Consider the following 19,809-nt stretch of genomic DNA (forward strand, 5'->3'; position numbering starts at 1 on the left):
TATTGATTTCATTTGGATAAATTAAAATAATTAAATAAAAGAAACGGGGTGACAGTCTCAAAAAGACATAATTATCCCTTGAATCGAATGAATCAGCTTATTTTTGGAGGTTGCCAATTGCTGTAAAAACCAGCGGTTGTGTCCGAAACTTGAAGGTAAGAAATAGAAATCTTTTTGTATAAAAATTGAAGATCGTATTTGATTTCTAAGGTTGCTGGTAAAACAGACAGGGAAAATAAGGCTGCACATTTGCAAGATGGATGGTTACAATTTCCACCACAATCATCATGCTTTTTTTGATTTTCAGCTACTTTTTTTGTCTTACAGCAATCCTTCTTCTTTTTCTTCCCAGATTTGCAACATGACTTTTTTTCAGAAGTGTCTTTCATTTTACCACAAGCTGCAGCATCTAATGAACTAAATGAAGTCCCTAGAATTATGAGTGCGAACAGTATTTTGAAAAATTTAGTCATTTGAATAAGAACAACGAGCAAAAATAAAAAATGTTTCTAATAATTTAGAAAAAGCCGAACAGATATTTTTATCCCAAAAAGCTCAATAGACATTCTGGCGAAATAAAATTTGGCAAAATAGCTATGACGAGCATCGAAAAACCTATCGAGATAGGTTTGCAGAGGCTCGGAAATTGATTTGAACCAACGGGGTCGCCTTCGACTTTTATAGTAGCCGATTTTCTAATGAGTTTTTTGGGTTTATTGCTCCACATTTATTTGCAAAATCTCACTTAATTCTATTTTTAATTATTTCCAGAATGATTTTTCTAGCATCTACAAATTAGACAAAAAAAAACAAAATGCTCATTTTGAGACAAAACCAAACAAAATCCAAGCTTTTTAGAAACGGAATCAAGTAAGTAAACTTATAAGTTTTCCCAATTTCTGCCGATTCAAAACTTCATATTCTGAATTCTAACAGCGTTCAAAATTGCCAATAAAGCCACACCAACATCTGCAAAAACGGCCTCCCACATGGTAGCAAGCCCACCTGCACCTAATACCAGTACGATAGCTTTCACGGCAAATGCCAATATGATATTTTGCCAAACTATCTTTTTGGTTTGTTTACCGATATTGATGGCCATCGGTATTTTTGATGGCATATCGTCTTGAATTACCACATCAGCAGTTTCTATTGTGGCATCGCTTCCCAAGCCTCCCATGGCTATGCCCACATCGCTTAGAGCTACCACTGGAGCATCGTTTACACCATCACCAACGAAACATACCGTTTGATTGAGAGCTTTTAATTCTTTAACCTTGTTAACTTTATCTTCGGGGAGTAAATCACCAAACGAGTTGATTATGCCCAATTTATCAGCTACAAATTTTACAACATTACTTTTATCTCCACTGAGCATTACTGTATTTACTCCTAATGCTTTTAGTTTATTCACTGTTTCTTGTGCATCTTCTTTAATACTGTCAGCAATGGTAAGGTAGCCTACAAATTTTTTGTCATAAGCAATGGCAATCAAGGTATAAACAATCGTTGTAGGGTCAATATCGTAGCTAATTAAAAACTTATCCATCAATTTGAAATTTCCAACTAATAATTCTTTACCGTTTATTTCGGCTTTCAATCCATGACCCGATATTTCTTCTACATTTTTTAGTTCGATATTGCTATCCACTTTTCCTACAAATTGATGAATAGCAGTAGCCACAGGATGTGTACTTTGGCTTTCCAAAGTATTTACCATTGCCAAGATTTCATCTTTATTGAATTCTGGTTTGAGAACAACTTCTTGCACCTTAAAAACACCCTCAGTCATGGTGCCTGTTTTGTCCATTACTACGTTTTGGATATTGGCTATAAGGTCTAAGAAATTGCTTCCTTTAAATAGAATTCCATTTTTTGAAGCTGCTCCAATTCCACCAAAATACCCCAATGGACTAGAAATAACCAAGGCACAAGGACATGAAATAACCAAAAAAACTAGGGCACGATACAACCATTGGCTAAACTCATAATCTTCTACAAAAAAGTAAGGCAACCCAGTTATGAGAATCGCCAAAAGTACAACAATTGGGGTATAAATCTTGGCAAATTTTCTAATAAATAGTTCAGTTGGAGCTTTTTGAGCAGTCGCATTTTGCACCATTTCCAAGATTTTGCTCAGTTTACTGTCCTTATAAGCAGTAGTAACTTTTACTTGAGCAACGGTATTTAAGTTTATCATTCCTGCTAAAACTGTTTCTCCTTTTGTTTTGGTATCTGGTTTACTTTCGCCTGTAAGTGCTGCCGTATTGAAGGAAGCGTTTTCTGAAAGTAACTCTCCATCCAAACCCAATTTTTCACCCGCTTTTAGTTGAATAATATCACCAACATTTGCTGAAGCTGCTTTGATTGTTTTGGCTTCATTATTTTGTAAAATCGTTACTTCGTCGGGGCGTTGGTCTAGCAAACTTTTAATATTTGCCTTGGCTCTTTTTACGGCCAATCCTTGAAAAACCTCCCCTACCGAATAAAATAACATCACAGCTACACCTTCGGGATATTCACCGATGGCAAAAGCCCCAACGGTAGCAATAGACATCAACAAAAACTCTGAGAATATTTCGCCCTTAGCAATACTTTCAACAGCTTCTTTTAATACAGGAAAACCTACAGGCAAATAGGCAATGCTATACCAAATAATGCGAACCCAACCCGTAAACCAAGACTGAGGGATATAGTTATCTAAACCAATGGCTATGAGTAGCAAAACCAAGCTAATGATGGCGGGCAGAAACATTTGTAATGTACCATCACTGATTGGGGAATGGTCGTGTCCATCTTCCTCTGTATGCTCATCGTTGTTTGGCTCATCGGTGGCACAACAGCCCACTTCCTTATGTTCCTTCTTTAATTGCTGATTGGCAATATTATTTATTTTTTCTTCTTGTGTACAACAAAGCTGCTTACCATCTTTGTCGTAAATGTGTTTATGTTCCATTGTTAATTTTATTTAAATTGAATATTTTTTTTAATAATGATTTGCCATCTCTTCTGTCTGAATTTATAAAACGATTTAGCCCAAGCCGTAATGATACCAGTTAATATACCTCCGTAAATAACTATTTCATCTTCATAATAAATACTGTTATTAGTTAGCGTTTTTAAAGAAATCTTGTGATTCCAAATCTTTGCGGCATCGTCCCATTCCTTTGTTTGCAAAATTTTGTTTACAGCATCTATTTTTTCAAAATATAAAGTGTGTGTTCCTCCAAAAGGGAAAAAACCAAAAATTAACATCTTCGTTGAAACCGTCTCCAATTCTTTCCAACTATTTGGAAAATGTCCTCCTATTGGCTTGAATTTTACTTTTGGTTTACAAACGAATTCTAATAATTCACTTTTTTGCAGTTTCTCCCAAGCTAAATCACTATTGATTGACATTTCTGAAGAAACGGTCAGTTTATGACCTAAAACTTCATTTCCTTTATAGTCAATTTTTAATTTTTCAATTTTAACGTTCATGTTTTATTGAGGTATTTGCTTCTAAAATTAATTTTAAATCGTCTGGTATTTCCATTGGTTTTAATGGAGGAACATTTGCACCGCCAGTATTTCCAATAGGCACATTTCCAACAAATGATTTAATCCCTCCAAAAATCAATCTGGTTATTTGCCCGAGAACTTCTTTTGTACTTTTTATTTTTATGCCAAAAAGAAGCATTTGCCAATGTACAAAGGAATGCTGCAATGGATATCGTTGGCCAATAATATGTGCTCTTTCGTAATGCAGCCAGCATTCTTGTAATTTACCTTCATGCAATAGTTTTGTAGCTTTATCCAATTCTATTTTATAGAATGGATAAAGCTTCTTAGGCATATTAAAGTATAATTTCATGATTTTAGTATTTTTAAGAAAATAATATCAATGTCCATGTTCATCATCACCTTCGGCATTACTCATAGTCGCTTGCAGATAATATGCTCCTTTTGTTACTATTTTAGCTCCTGCTGGTATTTCTTGTAGAGAGGTAACTTGCACAAAACCCAATTGAGTAGTTCCAGTTTTTACCTCAATTCGCTTGAAATGTACGCCTGTATCAGTATTTTCTTTTTCATTTTCTTCATGTTTTTCGCCAGCTTCGTGCTTTTCATCGCTTTCTTGAATAAAAATAAACTCTTTACCTTCTGCTTTGGCTATGGCATCTATTGGTAGGGTTTCTACATCATTTTTGCCAATATCAATCAAGGCGTTGACATACATGCCAGGAATCAGCCCGATGGTAGAATTGTTGATGTCCGCATGAACTGCTACCGATTTTGATTCATTCTGAAAAGACTTTCCAACGCTAAAAATTCGCCCGATAATTTCTTGATTCCCTTGATTGGTGAGTACAAATCGTACACTTTGCCCAACTTTTATGCGAAACAAATCTTTTTCATAAACCAATAAATCAACGTGCATTTTAGAATTATCAACTATGGAAAATAGCGTATTATTTGCTGAAATACTGCTTCCTATTTTTATCTTCACCTCTGTAATATAACCCGAAATCGGTGCTGCAATACTCAGTATTGAAGTACTCTCATTCCCACCAAGCGAAAGGTTTTGTTCTAAAATAATGATTTGATTTTCGGTGTTTTTGATTTTATTTTTGATTGATTCAAGTTCTGAATTGATTTTCTGAAAAGTTTTTTTTGCCGTTACGTTTTCATCACTCAATTCTTTCTGACGAGCAAATTCCAATTCCAAAAAGTCTTTACTTACCTTAGCTTGCTGCAATTCTTCGGTTAGCTTTGCTTTTTCTAAGCGAATATTATTAAACTCCAGACTCTGAAATGTTGCCAATGTTTGACCTTTTTTTACAAATTGCCCTTCGATAACAGCTATTGTTTTGATAATCCCACCCAAAAACACCGAAACATCGGCTTGATTTTGTGGTGGCAGTTTGGTATAACCATTAGCTGTGATAACTTCACTTAAGTTTTTCTTTTCAAAATTCCCAAAAACTATTTGGGCTGATTTTACCTGCATTGGAGTCAATTCGACTACGCCACTTTCATCGTGATGTTCTTCTTCTTTTTCAGTTTCTGCGGCTTTTTTATTGCAAGAAACCAAAAGTAACAAACTGAACAAACCCACTAAAAATTTATATTGATGATTGATTTTCATTTGCTTAAAATTAATTGTTTAACAAATATTGAATATTGATTGCATTTTGGTTGAAAGCATTGATTGCGTGCAAATAATTTTGTTGAATGCTCAACATCGTTTCCAAACTTTGGAGATATTCCACATAACCCACTTCACCACTTTGATAGGCTTTTGTGGCGTTTTTGGCAATTATTTCGGCATTGGGTAGTGCCGTTTGTACATAATAATCTATCAAAGATTGATTTGTTTTTTGCCCTTGAATTTGCTGTAAAAGTTGGCTATTCAACTGATTTTTAAGGTATTCTGTATTTTTTTCTTGCAACTGAATCTCGGTTTCCGATGCTTGAATTCGAGCTTTATTCGCTTTGCCAAAAATAGGAATGCTCATACCTAAATTTACACCTTGAAAACGAGGCATACCATTATAGAAAACTGTTTTATCATTTACCTCTTGATTGCCTGTGAGCGATTGTAAAAAATAGCCAGCCATAAATTCAGGTTTTACCAAAGCCTTTTCCACGTTTTTATTTGCCGATGCAATTGCCACTTGTTGCATTGCCAAAGCCAACATAGGATTTTGATTGATATATGTAGAATCTGATAAAATTGCCATTGAAGGCAAAAATGTAGTTTCTGCAATCGTGAAATCGTTTTTGATATTCAAAATACTTTTTAACTTGATTTTTTCACCCAAAATCAAACTTTCATTTTGTTTTCTGATTTGAATCAAGCCTTGCTGTTTGGTGTCGGCTGTCATTTTTTCTAACAATGTACTTTCACCAGTTTTGAGTTTTAGATTTGCAGCTTTTACAAATTGCAGTAAATACTCATCTTGTTTGACCAATAATTGATTGATTGCTGTCAAATACAAAATTGTATTCCAAGATTGGCGAACTTGAAATGCAATGTCGTGCTTGGTTACAGCCAATTTCAGCTCACTATTTTTGATATGCACGTTAATGAGCATCTTTTTTGCTTGAAACTGAAACGGACTAAACCCCTGCGAAATACTAAAATTCTGGTCAAAACTTCTGGTATTGTATTGCCCCAGCATGGCATTTACATTCGTTTTTGGAAGTTCTTTTGCAGTTGGTTTTAGCTGATTTTGCATCTTTATTTCCAATTCATTGGCTTGTACCAAATTATTATTTTTAGTGCCTAAATCAATGGCTTGTTGCAAACTAAGAGTCGTTTGAGCATTGGATAAACTACAAGAAAGCAAAAAAACTAAGAGTATTACCGAAGTTGTTTTAGTAGTTTTTGGCTTTTTTAGTCCATTTTCTACTAAAAAATATAAAATCGGTAACACAATTAAGGTTAATAAAGTAGCTGTAATTAAACCGCCAATGACAACGGTAGCCAAAGGTTTTTGCACTTCTGCACCCGAACCATTACTCAAAGCCATTGGCAAAAAGCCTAATGAAGCTACTGCGGCAGTCATTATTACTGGTCGTAGTCGTACTTTTGTACCTTCTTTGATTCGTTCCAAAACATTTTCCCAACCTTCGGCTTTAAGTTGGTTGAAATAGCCAATCAGTACGATTCCGTTTAAAACTGCAACGCCAAACAGAGCAATAAAACCAATGCCTGCCGAAATACTGAACGGCATACCACGTAACCAAAGGGCAAAAACACCTCCGATGGCAGATAATGGGATTGCCGTAAAAATCAAAATGGATTGTTTGATAGAGTTGAACGTGAAATAAAGCAAGACAAAAATCAACAATAAAGCTACGGGTACAGCAATCGAAAGGCGTTTGTTGGCTTCAACCAAATTTTCAAATTGTCCACCATAAGTTACATAGTATCCTTCGGGGAGTTTGAGTTTGGTATCTAATTTTGCTTGAATATCATTGACAACACTTTTCACATCACGCCCACGTACATTCAAACCAATTACAATTCTACGTCTGCCATCTTCACGGCTGATTTGTGCTGGGCCTTGCTCAAAATTCACATCGGCTACTTGTTCCAACGGAATTTGATTTCCATTGGGAAGGCTCACAAATATGTTTTTTACATTAGAAATATCTTGACGGAAATCTTTATCGAGCCTAACGACCAAATCATAACGTTTTTCGCCTTCATAAACTGTTCCTGTGGCTTCACCTGCAAAACCAGTACGAACGACTTTGTTCAAATCGCCTACATTTAAGCCATACAATGCCAGTTTATCGGGATTATATCGTACCGTAATTTGCGGCATACCCGTAACTTGCTCTGCTTTAATGTCAGCAACGCCTTCTATTCCACCTATTTGGCCAAGAGCCGAGTTGGCCGTTGCTGCCAATTTTTCTAAATCTTCACCAAATATCTTTATAGCAATGTCGCTCCTTACCCCTGTCATAAGCTCGTTGAAACGCATTTGAATGGGTTGAGAAACCTCAAAACCTACACCTGGTATTTTTTCCATTTCTTCTTTCATCATATCCGCCAATTCGTAGAAGTCTTTGGTGGTTGTCCATTCTTTTTTGTCTTTCAGAATGATAATCAAATCACCTGTTTCAATGGGCATAGGGTCAGTTGGAATTTCAGCGGAACCAATTTTAGAAACTACTTCAACTACTTCTGGAAACTTAGATTTTAGAATTTTTTCTAATTTTGTAGATGTTTCGATACTCATGCTTAAAGAACTTCCATTGGCATTTCTAAAATTGATAGCATAATCTCCTTCTTCCAGAGTTGGAATAAATTCACCACCCATTCTACTGAAAACAAACAGGGCAACCAAAAACAAAGCAACGGAAGCACTTAAAATAATTGTTTTTAATTGTAATGCTTTCTGTAAAATTGGCTGGTAGAACCTATAAATAGTATCTATGATTTTGTCAGAAATATTCTTTTTATGACTAATGTTTTTACTTAAAAATAATGCAGAAGCCATCGGAACGTAAGTCAGCGATAATATAAATGCCCCAAGAATAGCAAATGAAACCGTTTGAGCCATTGGCTTAAACATCTTGCCTTCTGTGCCAACCAATGCCAAAATAGGCAGATAAACAATCAAAATTATAATTTCGCCAAAGGCTGCACTACTTCTGATTTTTGTCGATGCCTGTAAAACTTCTTCATCCATTTGTTGAGCTGTTAGTTTCCCTTCTTTATTAAGGTGCAAACGATGAATGACCGCTTCAACAATGATAACTGCTCCATCTACAATCAAACCAAAATCTATCGCACCCAAACTCATCAAATTTCCACTTACCCCAAACAAATTCATCATTATTACGGCAAAAAGCAGAGCCAATGGTATAACTGATGCCACTACTAATCCTGCTCGCCAATTGCCGAGTAATAAGACTAATACGAAAATAACTATCAAAGCCCCTTCTAAAAGGTTGGTTTCAACTGTTCCAATGGCATTATTTACCAGTTTTGTGCGGTCAATAAAAGGTTCTAACAATACGCCCTCGGGGAGTGATTTTCTGATTTGCTCAACTTTTTCCTTTGTTCGATTTACAACTGCCGAAGAGTTTTCGCCTTTGAGCATCAATACCATTCCACCCACTACTTCACCCTTTCCATCTTTGGTAACTGCACCATATCGTAAAGCTGACCCTTCTTGCACTTTTGCCACATCACGAATAAGAATGGGTATGCCATTATTGGTTTTGACAACTATCTTTTCAATATCTGCCATCGTTTTTACCATGCCCAAAGCCCTGATGAAATAGACGTAAGGCTGTTTGTCAATGTATGCACCTCCTGTATTTTCGTTGTTCTTTTCGAGTGCATCGAAAATGTCAGTAATAGTGGTATTCATACTTTTTAGTCGGTCGGGTTGCACCGCTATCTCGTATTGTTTGAGACTACCGCCCAAAGTGGTTACTTCGGCAATTCCAGCTGTGCCTAAAAGTTGTGGCTTAACAATCCAATCTTGAATACTGCGTAACTTTGAGGCATCATATTGGCTTTCAAAGCCTTTTTTTGCATAAATCACATATTGGTAAATTTCACCAAGTCCTGTACTAATGGGTGCTAATTCAGGAATTCCTGCACCTTTGGGAATCAATCTTTCAGCATCTTTGAGCTTTTCGCTCATTTGTTGCCTTGCCCAATAAACATCTACGTTTTCCTCAAAAACAAGGGTAATGACACTCAATCCGAAGCGACTTAAAGAACGCATTTCGACGATTTTGGGAATCGTCTTCATGGTCTGCTCGATAGGGTACGTGATAAACTGCTCAACCTCTTGGGTTGCCAAAGTGGGTGCAGTTGTAATGATTTGTACCTGATTATTTGTAATATCAGGCAGGGCATCAATGGGCAGTCGGCTCAAATTATAAATACCAACTAAAACCAGTGCCAAAGTAGATAAACCCACAATAAACTTATTATGGATAGAAAAATGAATGATTTTATCTAACATATTTTAAATCTAATTTTGAAAAATTGATTGATAGCCATAAAAAAAAATCCTACTGAGGATAATTTCAGCAAGCTTAATGGCAATAAAATTTCAAGAATCAGATTTTGGGCGGTTGCCAAATATTTTCGTAGAAATCAGAAATAAACGTAGTATTATAGAAATTACTTTTTACCTTTTCGGATAAAGCACATTGGGCTATTTCAGAAATAAGAGGGGAGAATGAAAAATTTAAGACAAAGTTTGTTCCACAACAAGCACATTTACAAAAAGGGGGACAGGTTTCGGTATCTTCTTGGTGGTTGGTATGATTGGTTTCTGAAAAAGCTATTCGTTGATTATCCACTACTGTACAATCTTCCATATCTCCACAGGGCAGACAGGAAAGTACAAGGATATACATCGAGAATAGGAATGAAAACATTTTCATATTGCAAATATAAATCAAATACAAGTGCAACAGGTTTTCAAAAAGGAAATATTACACCAAACTGTCCAAAATTTGTTGTTTGCACTTAAAATTGTGTACAAACAAAAAGTATCTTCATCTTACTATTTATTTTACTGCTTGGTCTTGAATTTTTAGAAAAAAGCGGAATTAAAAGTATCTTTTCATGAACTTTGTAGTTTTCCTTAAGTATTAGCCTTTGCAGATTTTCATTGAAACCTCTATTGATTGGATTGAATATCATTATTTCCAAGAATCCTTGTTAAAAAGCTTGTCAAAGAGAAAATACAGGAGGAAAGTTATTGTTTTGAAAAATAACTCCAAATTGTTTTTCTTTTGAATAAAGAAATAAAGGTAATTTCAACTCGTATTAATAAAAGAGGGAGAAGTCGAAATAACTCCATATTAATAATAAAATTAAAAATTCTCTATTAAAACAATATAAAATGTTTGCTAAATTTTCTTTTCTAACGTTGGTTTCACTTCTTTGTTTTTCATGTAGAAACCAAACCTCTCTCATTAAAAACAATACCGCCATAATTATTAACGGTGGAAATAATACCCTTGACATTTTAGACCTCAAACGAAATAAAATAAAGTCTAAAATAGAAGTTGCCAAAGATAAAAATAGTTTTGCACATCATGTTTATTTTTCCAAGTCAAAAAAAATGGCATCAATTGCTTTACCTGCCATGGATTTTTCAAAGGGTCATGATGGTATGCACATTATGAATGTTCCCGGAAAGATTGTGGTGTTAAACACTATCGATGGTAAGGTTAAAGTTCAAATAGATGTACCGATGGCAAACCACAATGCCATTATCTCTCCAGATGAAAAAGAAGTTTGGACAACAGGTATGAGTCACATGGGTAGGGTTTTTGTGTATGATCTTGAGACTGGAAAGCTTAAGGATATGATTGTAGTGGACGCAGACCCTTCCGAAATTATTTTTTCAAAAAATGAAAAATATGCGTTAGTAGCCTGTGGAGAGAGCAGCTTTATCAACATAATAGACATTGGCACTAAGAAAATCATTAAGCAAATCAAAGTAGACCCTAATCCTAATAATGTATGGGCCGGTTTTGATGACAATATATTTGTTGAGAACTCTTTACGTAAAACGCTGAATATTATTGATTTGAATACATTTAAAGTAATTGATTTTATTGATTTCGACTTTATTCCTGGATTTATGGTTTACAATGAATTAAACCGTGAAATCTGGATTTGTTCAAAATCAGATGACAATGTCTATATTTATAGGAAGGAAAATGACAAGTGGGTAAAAACTTCCACTTTTGGCTCCTCTGGTGGTCCACACATGATTGCCTTTTTTGATGATTTTTTTAAAGCTCTTCTTATCAATCAATTTGAAAACACAGCCATAATTATCGATTCTAAAACCAAAAAAGAAATCAAAAAAATAACCACCAGTGATAAACCAAACGGAATTGCCGTTTGGGAGTAACTCTGAGTTTTTGTAATTGTTATAGAATACCTATGAGTTTGGAAGATGCCACTTAACCAAAAAAATATTCTTATATACTTTATTTGGATTTGAAGGTTATTAGGTAGCCTTTGTCAATGGTTGACATAAGACCACAAGGATATACATTGAGAATGAAAAGGTTTTCATATTGCAAATGTATATCAAATACAAGTTCAACAGGTTTTCAAAAAGGAAATTTAAATTTCTTATAAATTATAAAAAAACCAAACAAATAATTTTATACTTTTTTATTCAGCTATTTTTATAAGATTGCAGTCTGGGTCAACAATTGCAAATTCTCTTCCCCATGGCAGTTTTTCTAATTTTCCATTTGGATGAACGCAATTAAACTCTAAACATTTTTTGTATAAATCATCTAAATTATCAACTCCTAGATAGCAAGCACAATTATTTGTCTTTTTATTTACAGAGGGTAGTTTGCTAAAATGAACCTCTATATTACCGTTATTCATTATAAGGTAATCATCGTGTTTTCCATCCGTTTTGAAGCTCAAAACCTCTATCCAAAACTTTTCTGTTACATCAAGGTTAGATGAGATAAAAACAGGAGTAATATTCTTTATCATTTTCATTTGATTAAAATTATGAGGCTATTTTGGTATAAATAACGATTACTATGTTGACTTGCAGCAACTAGAACCGGCTTGTATTGGAGGACATGCCACAGTTCCATAACTACAAAAAACACAGCAATCTCCATCAAGTGGCTTTAAAACTTGCTTACAGCATTCACAGTCGTAAAAAAACTGGCAAGAATCTGTAGACATAACTTCATTTTTTTTATAGCCACAATTCGGACAAGTGATTTCAGATTCCAACTTTATTATTGACATTATGATATGATTTTATTTTTCACAACTTTATAGCCTGTTGAATTAATGGCTTTTTCAATTTCTGCTATAGTTGTTTTAGAGGAATCAAATTTTACAAAAGCATTACTTTTTTCGTAAGAAACCTTTACATCCAAAATTCCTTTCAGTTTACTTATTTCAGATTTTACGTGATGTTCGCATCCCGTGCAAGTCATCCCTTTAATTGTAAATTCAGCTTGAGAAAAGTTGGAAGTCTGACCTGTAACTGCATAATTTTCTGCTTTTTTAAAAAATATATGGGAGTAACTCGGAAATGTAAGTAGCAAAATTGATAGGAAAGTAACCATTGTCAAAAATGTTTTCGTTTGAATAAAAGTAATATTATCGTTTGTTTTACAATTGCAATCGGGCTGTTTTGTATTCAATTGCTTCTTTTGGTTTAATTTTTGATACCAAGCAAACCCCAAAACCAAGGCTGTCGAGCCAATAAAGTAAGGTCGGGCAGGGTCGAGCCATGCAAAATTTGAGGCTATACCAGTAGTACCTGCAAGAATAGCCAAAACTGGCATAATACAACATAGTGATGAAGCTAATGCAGTTAAAATACTTAAATTTGGAAGTGAAATCGGCGTTTTCATATTGCTAATTCTGGTTGTTTAATATGTTGAAGCAGAGGCTCTATGACGAATAGATGGTTAGATTTTAAGGAGTAAAAAATAGTTTGCCCAACCTTACGAAACTGAATAAGGTTAGCATCTTTGAGTTTACGAAGATGCTGAGACACAGCTGGTAGACTCATTTCTAGAATATCAGAAATGTCACAAGGACAAAGTTCATTCTCATGTTTTAATAAATACAAAATCTTTAAACGAACCTCATTTCCTGCTAAATCTAGCACTTGGGCAAGATTCGCAAACGAGTTTTGGGCATCTTTAAGTTGTTGCTTACAGTTGTAAATCTGAACTTGGTCGGCAAAAGCTCTAATGCAATTAATTTCTTTACTGTCCATCTTCAAATTATTAATTGTGCAACAAACATATTAATTAATAATTATTTAAGCAAATCCTTAATAACATTATTAAAGAAATTCCACTATAGATACTATAGTGGAATCTTGATTTATTTACGATATGTAATCACACAACCCTTAGCTATTGTTGAATTTACCTTAATTTCCTCTTTTGCCACAATAGAAGCAATAGCAGTTTCTACATATTTTGTAGTAATCTTGGACTCGTCTCTGTTGTCATCAATGGCACCAATGTATGCAATTTTGTACTCTCTGCATATTCCAGTGAAAGTGAGCCAGCCATTCCGATTCAAAGTGAGCCATCTGCAAATATCTCAATTGTATGACAAGAAGAAGCTGAATATGACAATTTATGAAAATAGGAAAAAGGCTATATTAAAAACTTTTTAGATAATAAACATGAATAGTTGAAGTTCAGTTTTAATACTCCATAAAAAAACAATCGCTTCTTTATTCTTTAAATCGATGATAATGCAACATTGAACTCACTGAAAATTCCTAAAATTAAGATTTTGATAATATTAGCATTAAATGCAATAGGAAAAATTATATGGAATTGATTGATTTTAAGCTAAAAATCAACAAAAAGTTCGAAACAAATATTTAGAAGCATATGTAGATGACATTTTCAAAAAATGGACAATCTTGGTATAGCATCAAATTAAAAAAATATTCTACAAAAACTTCAGATAGTTCATAAAGTCGATGATTTTCGCTTTGGATAGGGTAGTTGCATGCTGGCTGATTCAACGCCCCAGAAGTCCTCAAATTGGCCTTAAACTTAGTCAATAAGGCTAACGTAATCATCCTGTTCATCTGGCTCACTTTGAACCGGAATGACTTACTTAATTCCTCGAAAATAGAAGGGTGACCAAGCATATTAAATTATCGACAATGAAAATCCAGAAGATATTGGAAAAATACAAACCTTAGAAACATAAATAAAGACCTAGAAGGCATGAACACAGAGCTAAAAAAGTAAATAAACCTCCATTTGGTAGAGATCAAACTTCGGCTGAGACATACTTTAATATAACACGAACCGCACACACCTAGTGTGTGCGGCCAAAATACGGCTTAAAATGACCTACACACCATGCACACACTTTTGTACACACCCCGCACACAGGGTGTGTACAAATGGCAAAATTAGCCGCACACACACCATTTTTAGAAACTGCACACACCATGGACAATACGCACACACATCGTTTGTCCGACAAATTGCAAAGGACTAAGTCAATCTAAAAAAAATACAATAAATAGAATCCGAAATAGAAAGAAATTTGGAGCATAAAGTTGAGGCCAAAGCTCATCATTTAACAAACAAAAACATTTGGAGTGCTACAAGTATGAATATGGACAAACATTCAACTTTATATGCTCCATTAAAAAAGGAAAGTACAGCCTACAACACACCGAAAGTTCGTTAAATGAAATTTTTGAGTATTTCATATTCGAATGTTGCAAGCAAAATGAAATGGTATTGATTGATGAATACAACAATATTCTCAAAATTTGCGAAAACAACTGTTTAGAGGCATATGAAGATGACATTTTCAAAAAATGGAGAATCTTTTTGTGATATCCATTTAAAACCAAATATTTAGTAACAACCTCCTGCAGCTTCGTTAAATCGAGATTTTTAGCTTTGACTAGGCAATACAAGAGTGTTCGCTATTTCTATGCCCCAGGAGCCCTCAAATTGATCTTAAACTTGGTCAGTATTCGTAATTTAGTGTTTCTGGTTCAGTTGGCTCACTTTTAGCTGAAATACAAGGCTCAGTTTCAATGCAATTTGCAACCACAAAACCACCTACTTATACTCCTACTGATAATATGGCCGAAATCTACTGAGTGGCTACTTTTTGGACTGTGAAACCTCACTACTTTCGCCGAACACCATATAGCCAAATGCCCCCATCTTAGATGAGCTTTAGTGGGGGCATTCTTATAAATAGCTAAATACTACCTGCTGACGTTTTGCGTGTCATTTGTTTTGCTAAAACTTGTAACTATACCCAAATCTTATCACTTGTGTTTCGTAATAGTCGTTGCTAGTATATGTAAAACCTTGTCCGATTATTTCTTTTCTAATTATCATTGTGTTGAGCAAGTCTGTGGCATTAACAAACATTTCACCTTTCCCTTTTTGAACTGCTTTTTTAATTCCAAGGTCTAATGAATAACGTGATTTTATTTTTCCTTGCGGTATAATGTCGCGTACTAAATATATTGCTGTTAATTGTGCATCAATGCTTTTTGGAAAATGAAAAGTATTGTTCAGTTTAACATTACCAGAAAATATTTCTTGTTGGTCGGCTGAAAATGTATGTTTAGTTGGATATTTGTTTTCAATTGTAAAAGCATCAATTTGATTTCTGTATGCGTTTAGATTGATATTAAATGAATACATTTTAGAGATTTCTTGTGCCAAAACCATTTCAATTCCCGTATTGTAACTTTTATTTACGTTTTGAAAAGTCGCATAAATTAAATTACTTGGTGGAACTGTGCTTGAAATTCTTGTAATTGTCCCATCTGCAAAACGGTGATAAATTGCGTTATATAAACTTCCATTTTCCCAATTTGTTTTATAGCCTAACTCAATAGAATTAGTAAATTGTGGTCTCAATGCAGGATTTCCTACCTTAATAATTTCGGCATCATCGTACTTTGGAAAAATACGAATATCTACTTCGTTTGGTCTGTCTACTCTTCGATTGTAGAATATTGAAACTTTATTGTTGTCGTTGATTTTGTATGCCAAACGCAAGTTTGGAAAAGGTTGCGTATAATTATAACCATCGCTTTTATAAACAATATGATTTGGATTTACGTCATACTGAATTTTCACATATTCAATTCGTAATCCTAATTCGGCTTCCCATTTTTTGTTTTCAAAAATGTAATTACTGTAAACAGCAGGAATTAGTTCTTTATAAGTTGCCCAACCACCCGCATTGGTGTCTAATACAGAATTTCTGCCTGGAATAAATTGCATATTTGTTGGAATGTTTCTATTTCGAAATTTAATTCCTGTTTCAATTCGTCCATATTTTAATGGTTTTATGTAGTCAAAATTAAAATCATAAACTTGCTCGTCTGATAATAATTTAAAAGCATCTGTTCCCGTTGAATTTGGCAAAATATTATCGTAAAAATATTTTTCGTCTTCTCTGTGAAATGTATAATTGAAACCAATATTTAATAAATGTCCTGCTTCTATAAATTTGTGTTGATAATTTGCTGTTGCCATTATTGTAGTTTTCAATTCATCTTCTAAAAATTGCCAAAGTCTTTCTTGTTGCGATAAGTCACCATTAAAAAACGGCTGGTCGCCTCGGTCAATTATTTTTTCACTTCCAAAAAGTCCTGAAATTGTCAATGAATTTTGGTCGTTAATCGAGTAATCAAAACCACTTTTAAGTGTCGTGAAATGTGTATTTCTATTGCGTTTTAATTGTGAATTAATAATATTCCCATTGTCATAATTTCGAGTTACAAATTCGTTTTTATTAAGCGTTTCTGTATATAAATAATCTCCTTGAAAAAAAGTATTGAATTTGTTTTTTCTATAGTTAAGTGATACGCTTGGATTAATTTTTGGGGTAAATGTGTATTGGGGTCTAATGGTTGGTAAGTTTTCTTTTCGTACCCACAGCGAACCTACACCTGTTGAAAAACCAACCTTTCCGTTAAATCCGTCTTTATTATTTTTCTTGTAAATAATATTGATAATTCCTGCATTGCCATTTGCATCATATTTTGCAGATGGATTATTGATGATTTCAATTTTTTCAATAGCAGAAGCAGGAATATTATCTAAACCTGTTTGGTTTCCAAAACCCGTTAAAGCAGTTTGCTTGCCATCAATTAGTACGGTTACTTTGTCGTTTCCACGAAGTTGCACTTTTCCATCTTGTACGGTTATACTTGGCAAATTTTGAATTGCTTGTAAAACCGAGCCACCAGTTTGACTAATATTGTCTTTTAATGAAAAAGTTTTTTTATCCATTTTTTCACTTATTTCATTTGTTTTAGCTGATATAACAACTTCATTTAGTGATATTGCTGTCTCTTCTAACTCAATGAATTTTATGTCCAAATATTCGGCGAGATTACCGACAAATAAAGACTGTCTTTTTGTTATATAGCCTATGTAAGTAACTTCTAAATAGTAGTTGCCTGATTTTATTTTTGATAATGTAAATCGACCTTCTTCGTTAGTGACGGTTCCACTTACAAAAGTGCTGTCTTTTTCAGTTTTCAATACAATATTAACAAAAGGCAAACCAACTTTGCTGTTTTTGTCTTTTACAATTCCTGAAACTGTTATGTTGGTCTGTGCATTTGAAAATGAAATTACTAATAGTTGAAAAATTAGGGTCAGAATTATTTTAGTTCGCACCATAAAATTGGTCTATTTATTTTGTCGTCAAAGTTAGTAAATATGCTGACTCTTTATCAGCTGTTTAAGTCAGTTCGGAATGCTAGCAGTAGCTCATAACTAGCCACAATATTTGCAGTAGTTTTTGAATAGTATTGTTTTTTTTCGACAAACGAATGCATTTTGGCGACAGTATTTACTTTAAATCTTGTCTTTCATGTGTTTAAAGGTGATGTTTTGCTCTCTTAGGCAGAGCAAATCGGTTATTATTGGCCTTGATTCATTCACCGATAGCAACTTCTCTAAGAAAGAATACTCTGTCATTACATCATACAGCTCCTAAAATCGAGGCTTTCGACTACCACTAGAAGTAACTATTGTTTTTGTTCATTCGATGGCCACAAGCCCTCAAATTGGCCTTCAACTATGTATTTATGGAAATGTAAATTGCCCATCTCAAGTGGCTAACTTTGAACAGGAATGGCTGGCTCACTTTCACTGGAATATCCAGTTGTAGATAACTAATTACTAACTAGAATATCTATAGTAGTTTTTGAATCATATTGTTCTTTTTCAATAAACTTATGCATTATTGCGTAAATACATATTTTCTTCAAATATAATTAATTTGTCAGATTATCAACGCTTTACATATACGAATAGTCGATCTCAATTTTTGATTTATCAAAGGTAGCACCATCAATTTTTTACACCCCCTCGATAAAAGTCTCGATAAACTCCAATATCTTATCTTTGATTCTTGAGAAGGTGGAGTTTCGGTCTCTTAGGCCGGGCATTATCGTTAGCATTGGCCTGATTTCGTTTACTAATGGTAACTTCTGAGAGAACAAATATTGTGCAATAACCTCCTGAAGCTTCGTTAAATCGAGGTTTTCGGCTTTTGCTAATGAAATTAGTGCGTTAGCCCTTTCGAGGCTCCAGAACTCCTCAAATTGGCCTTCTACTTGGTCTGCCTCTGTTATGTTTGGCAGGTTTTCGTTGATAAATTCCTCTATCAGTATTTTTTTGCTTCTCAGCTGGATTTGGCCTTCTAATAGCTCCTTTATTTCCTTTTTCTTCTTTTCAAGGTCTTCTTTTGTGCCTATGTTAAGTTTGGCCAAAAGCATTAAGATATAGGCCACATTTACTTCGTCTCGGTGTATTAGCTCCAGCTCAAAATCCACATCGTTGAGGATCGATACTTTTTCTTTAGCTGATGTTTTGGCTTTGTCGTGTATGTCCAAGTATTTGCTTTTGTAGTCTTCAAAATCTTGACTTGGCATCAATAGGTCTAGCTCTTCGTAGTCTGCAAAGGTGCTTAGTGTGTTTTTTATCCGAATCAGCTCTCTGAATTTCTGTACAAACTCCAAAATATCATCTTCTGATGCCAAATCGTTCACACTTTCAACCGTTGGGGTGATTTTTAGTAATTCGGCATATACCTGATTGAAGCGATTGATATATTCTCCATAAGGTTTCAATATGATGTCTTCCTTTGCATTTTTGTTTGAAAACAAAGCAATGGCGTCATCTGTGGCGTTTTTAAGGTTTCTGAAGCACACAATATTTCCATGCGACTTCTTGTCGTCCAATATCCTGTTGGTGCGTGAGAAAGCCTGAATGAGGCCGTGGTATTTGAGATTCTTGTCAACAAATAGCATATTCAGTGTTTTGCTGTCAAATCCAGTCAAAAACATGTTTACTACCAACAAAATGTCAATTTCTTTGTTTTTTACTCGCTTCGATATCTCGTTGTAATAGTTGTAAAAAGCTTGACTGTCTTTGGTGGAGTGCTTTGTGCCAAACATTTTGTTGTAGTCGCCAATGTACTTTTCTAGCTTGTCACGACTGTGCATACTCAGCTTTTGGTACTTTTCTTCTGGTTCGGCCACTCTATTGAAATCAAAGTTATTTAGCTCATCCAGTTCAATGTTGCCATTGTTGTCTTTTACATATTCGTTGGCCACATAGCTGAAAACCGTTGCAATTCTCAGATCGTGCTTACCTTCTAACTTCTTTTTGGCAAAAATGTCATAATACTGTGTAAGAATATCCACCGAACTCACACAAAACATTTCTGCATAAGCTCTAGAATGCGTCTTTTGGACATGATGGGCTATGATGCAGTCCGCTTTTGCCAAG

Annotated in this window: 16 protein-coding genes; 1 reads left to right on the top strand and 15 read right to left on the bottom strand. The window is 34.4% G+C overall.

All coding sequences use genetic code 11. The features are described 5' to 3' along the window. Positions 1-92: 92 nt before the first annotated feature. From EGI24_RS16630 to EGI24_RS16665, 8 genes are all read right to left on the bottom strand, one after another. Entirely contained in the window at positions 93-473 is a 381-nt protein-coding gene (locus EGI24_RS16630) for a hypothetical protein (protein ID WP_255049663.1), read from the bottom strand. Positions 474-541: 68 nt separating this feature from the next. After that, positions 542-727: a hypothetical protein gene (locus EGI24_RS16635; protein ID WP_255049664.1), complete on the bottom strand. Its 186-nt coding sequence runs from the start codon at positions 725-727 to the stop codon at positions 542-544. A 180-nt stretch (positions 728-907) separates the two neighbouring features. Further along, positions 908-2,956: a heavy metal translocating P-type ATPase gene (locus tag EGI24_RS16640; protein ID WP_255049665.1), complete on the bottom strand. Its 2,049-nt coding sequence runs from the start codon at positions 2,954-2,956 to the stop codon at positions 908-910. An 8-nt stretch (positions 2,957-2,964) separates the two neighbouring features. Beyond that, entirely contained in the window at positions 2,965-3,480 is a 516-nt protein-coding gene (locus EGI24_RS16645; protein ID WP_255049666.1) for a hypothetical protein, read from the bottom strand. Next, complete coding sequence (locus EGI24_RS16650) at positions 3,470-3,853, bottom strand: DUF3703 domain-containing protein (RefSeq protein WP_255049667.1); 384 nt, start codon at positions 3,851-3,853, stop codon at positions 3,470-3,472. The genes EGI24_RS16645 and EGI24_RS16650 overlap by 11 nt, the downstream gene beginning before the upstream one ends. Positions 3,854-3,880: 27 nt before the next feature. Further along, a complete protein-coding gene (locus EGI24_RS16655; RefSeq protein ID WP_255049668.1) occupies positions 3,881-5,128 on the bottom strand; it encodes an efflux RND transporter periplasmic adaptor subunit in 1,248 nt (415 codons plus the stop codon). Positions 5,129-5,138: 10 nt separating this feature from the next. Next, positions 5,139-9,479 carry a CusA/CzcA family heavy metal efflux RND transporter gene (locus EGI24_RS16660; protein WP_255049669.1) on the bottom strand — a complete coding sequence of 1,447 codons (4,341 nt, stop codon included), beginning with the start codon at positions 9,477-9,479 and terminating at the stop codon, positions 5,139-5,141. A gap of 97 nt (positions 9,480-9,576) precedes the next feature. Further along, the gene (locus tag EGI24_RS16665; protein ID WP_255049670.1) at positions 9,577-9,900 is read right to left on the bottom strand and encodes a DUF6660 family protein; all 324 of its coding nucleotides are present in this window, start codon (positions 9,898-9,900) and stop codon (positions 9,577-9,579) included. Between the two features lie 470 nt (positions 9,901-10,370). Here EGI24_RS16665 and EGI24_RS16670 point away from each other — a divergent pair, with 470 nt between their 5' ends. After that, positions 10,371-11,393: a YncE family protein gene (locus EGI24_RS16670; protein ID WP_255049671.1), complete on the top strand. Its 1,023-nt coding sequence runs from the start codon at positions 10,371-10,373 to the stop codon at positions 11,391-11,393. 269 nt (positions 11,394-11,662) lie between these two features. Here EGI24_RS16670 and EGI24_RS16675 read toward each other — a convergent pair whose 3' ends face one another. The 7 genes from EGI24_RS16675 to EGI24_RS16705 form a co-directional block, all read right to left on the bottom strand. Continuing rightward, on the bottom strand, positions 11,663-12,001 hold the full coding sequence (locus EGI24_RS16675) for a VOC family protein (RefSeq protein WP_255049672.1): 339 nt from the start codon (positions 11,999-12,001) through the stop codon (positions 11,663-11,665). Between the two features lie 48 nt (positions 12,002-12,049). Beyond that, positions 12,050-12,268 carry a GDCCVxC domain-containing (seleno)protein gene (locus tag EGI24_RS16680; protein ID WP_255049673.1) on the bottom strand — a complete coding sequence of 73 codons (219 nt, stop codon included), beginning with the start codon at positions 12,266-12,268 and terminating at the stop codon, positions 12,050-12,052. After that, positions 12,268-12,885: a mercuric transport protein MerTP gene (gene merTP / locus EGI24_RS16685; protein ID WP_255049675.1), complete on the bottom strand. Its 618-nt coding sequence runs from the start codon at positions 12,883-12,885 to the stop codon at positions 12,268-12,270. The genes EGI24_RS16680 and merTP overlap by 1 nt, the downstream gene beginning before the upstream one ends. Continuing rightward, positions 12,882-13,256, bottom strand: coding sequence for a metalloregulator ArsR/SmtB family transcription factor (locus tag EGI24_RS16690; protein WP_255049676.1), 375 nt, complete (start codon positions 13,254-13,256; stop codon positions 12,882-12,884). Before EGI24_RS16690 ends, merTP begins: the two co-directional genes overlap by 4 nt. 110 nt (positions 13,257-13,366) lie before the next feature. Then, positions 13,367-13,570 carry a hypothetical protein gene (locus tag EGI24_RS16695; protein WP_255049677.1) on the bottom strand — a complete coding sequence of 68 codons (204 nt, stop codon included), beginning with the start codon at positions 13,568-13,570 and terminating at the stop codon, positions 13,367-13,369. Positions 13,571-15,279: 1,709 nt separating this feature from the next. Continuing rightward, positions 15,280-17,691, bottom strand: a complete 2,412-nt coding sequence (locus EGI24_RS16700) for an outer membrane beta-barrel family protein (RefSeq protein WP_255049678.1) — start codon at positions 17,689-17,691, stop codon at positions 15,280-15,282. A 683-nt stretch (positions 17,692-18,374) separates the two neighbouring features. Further along, the gene (locus EGI24_RS16705; RefSeq protein WP_255049679.1) at positions 18,375-19,808 is read right to left on the bottom strand and encodes a type I restriction endonuclease subunit R, EcoR124 family; all 1,434 of its coding nucleotides are present in this window, start codon (positions 19,806-19,808) and stop codon (positions 18,375-18,377) included. Position 19,809: the final 1 nt, after the last annotated feature.

The sequence above is a fragment of the Lacihabitans sp. CS3-21 genome, assembly GCF_024343675.1.
Classification (GTDB): domain Bacteria; phylum Bacteroidota; class Bacteroidia; order Cytophagales; family Spirosomataceae; genus Leadbetterella.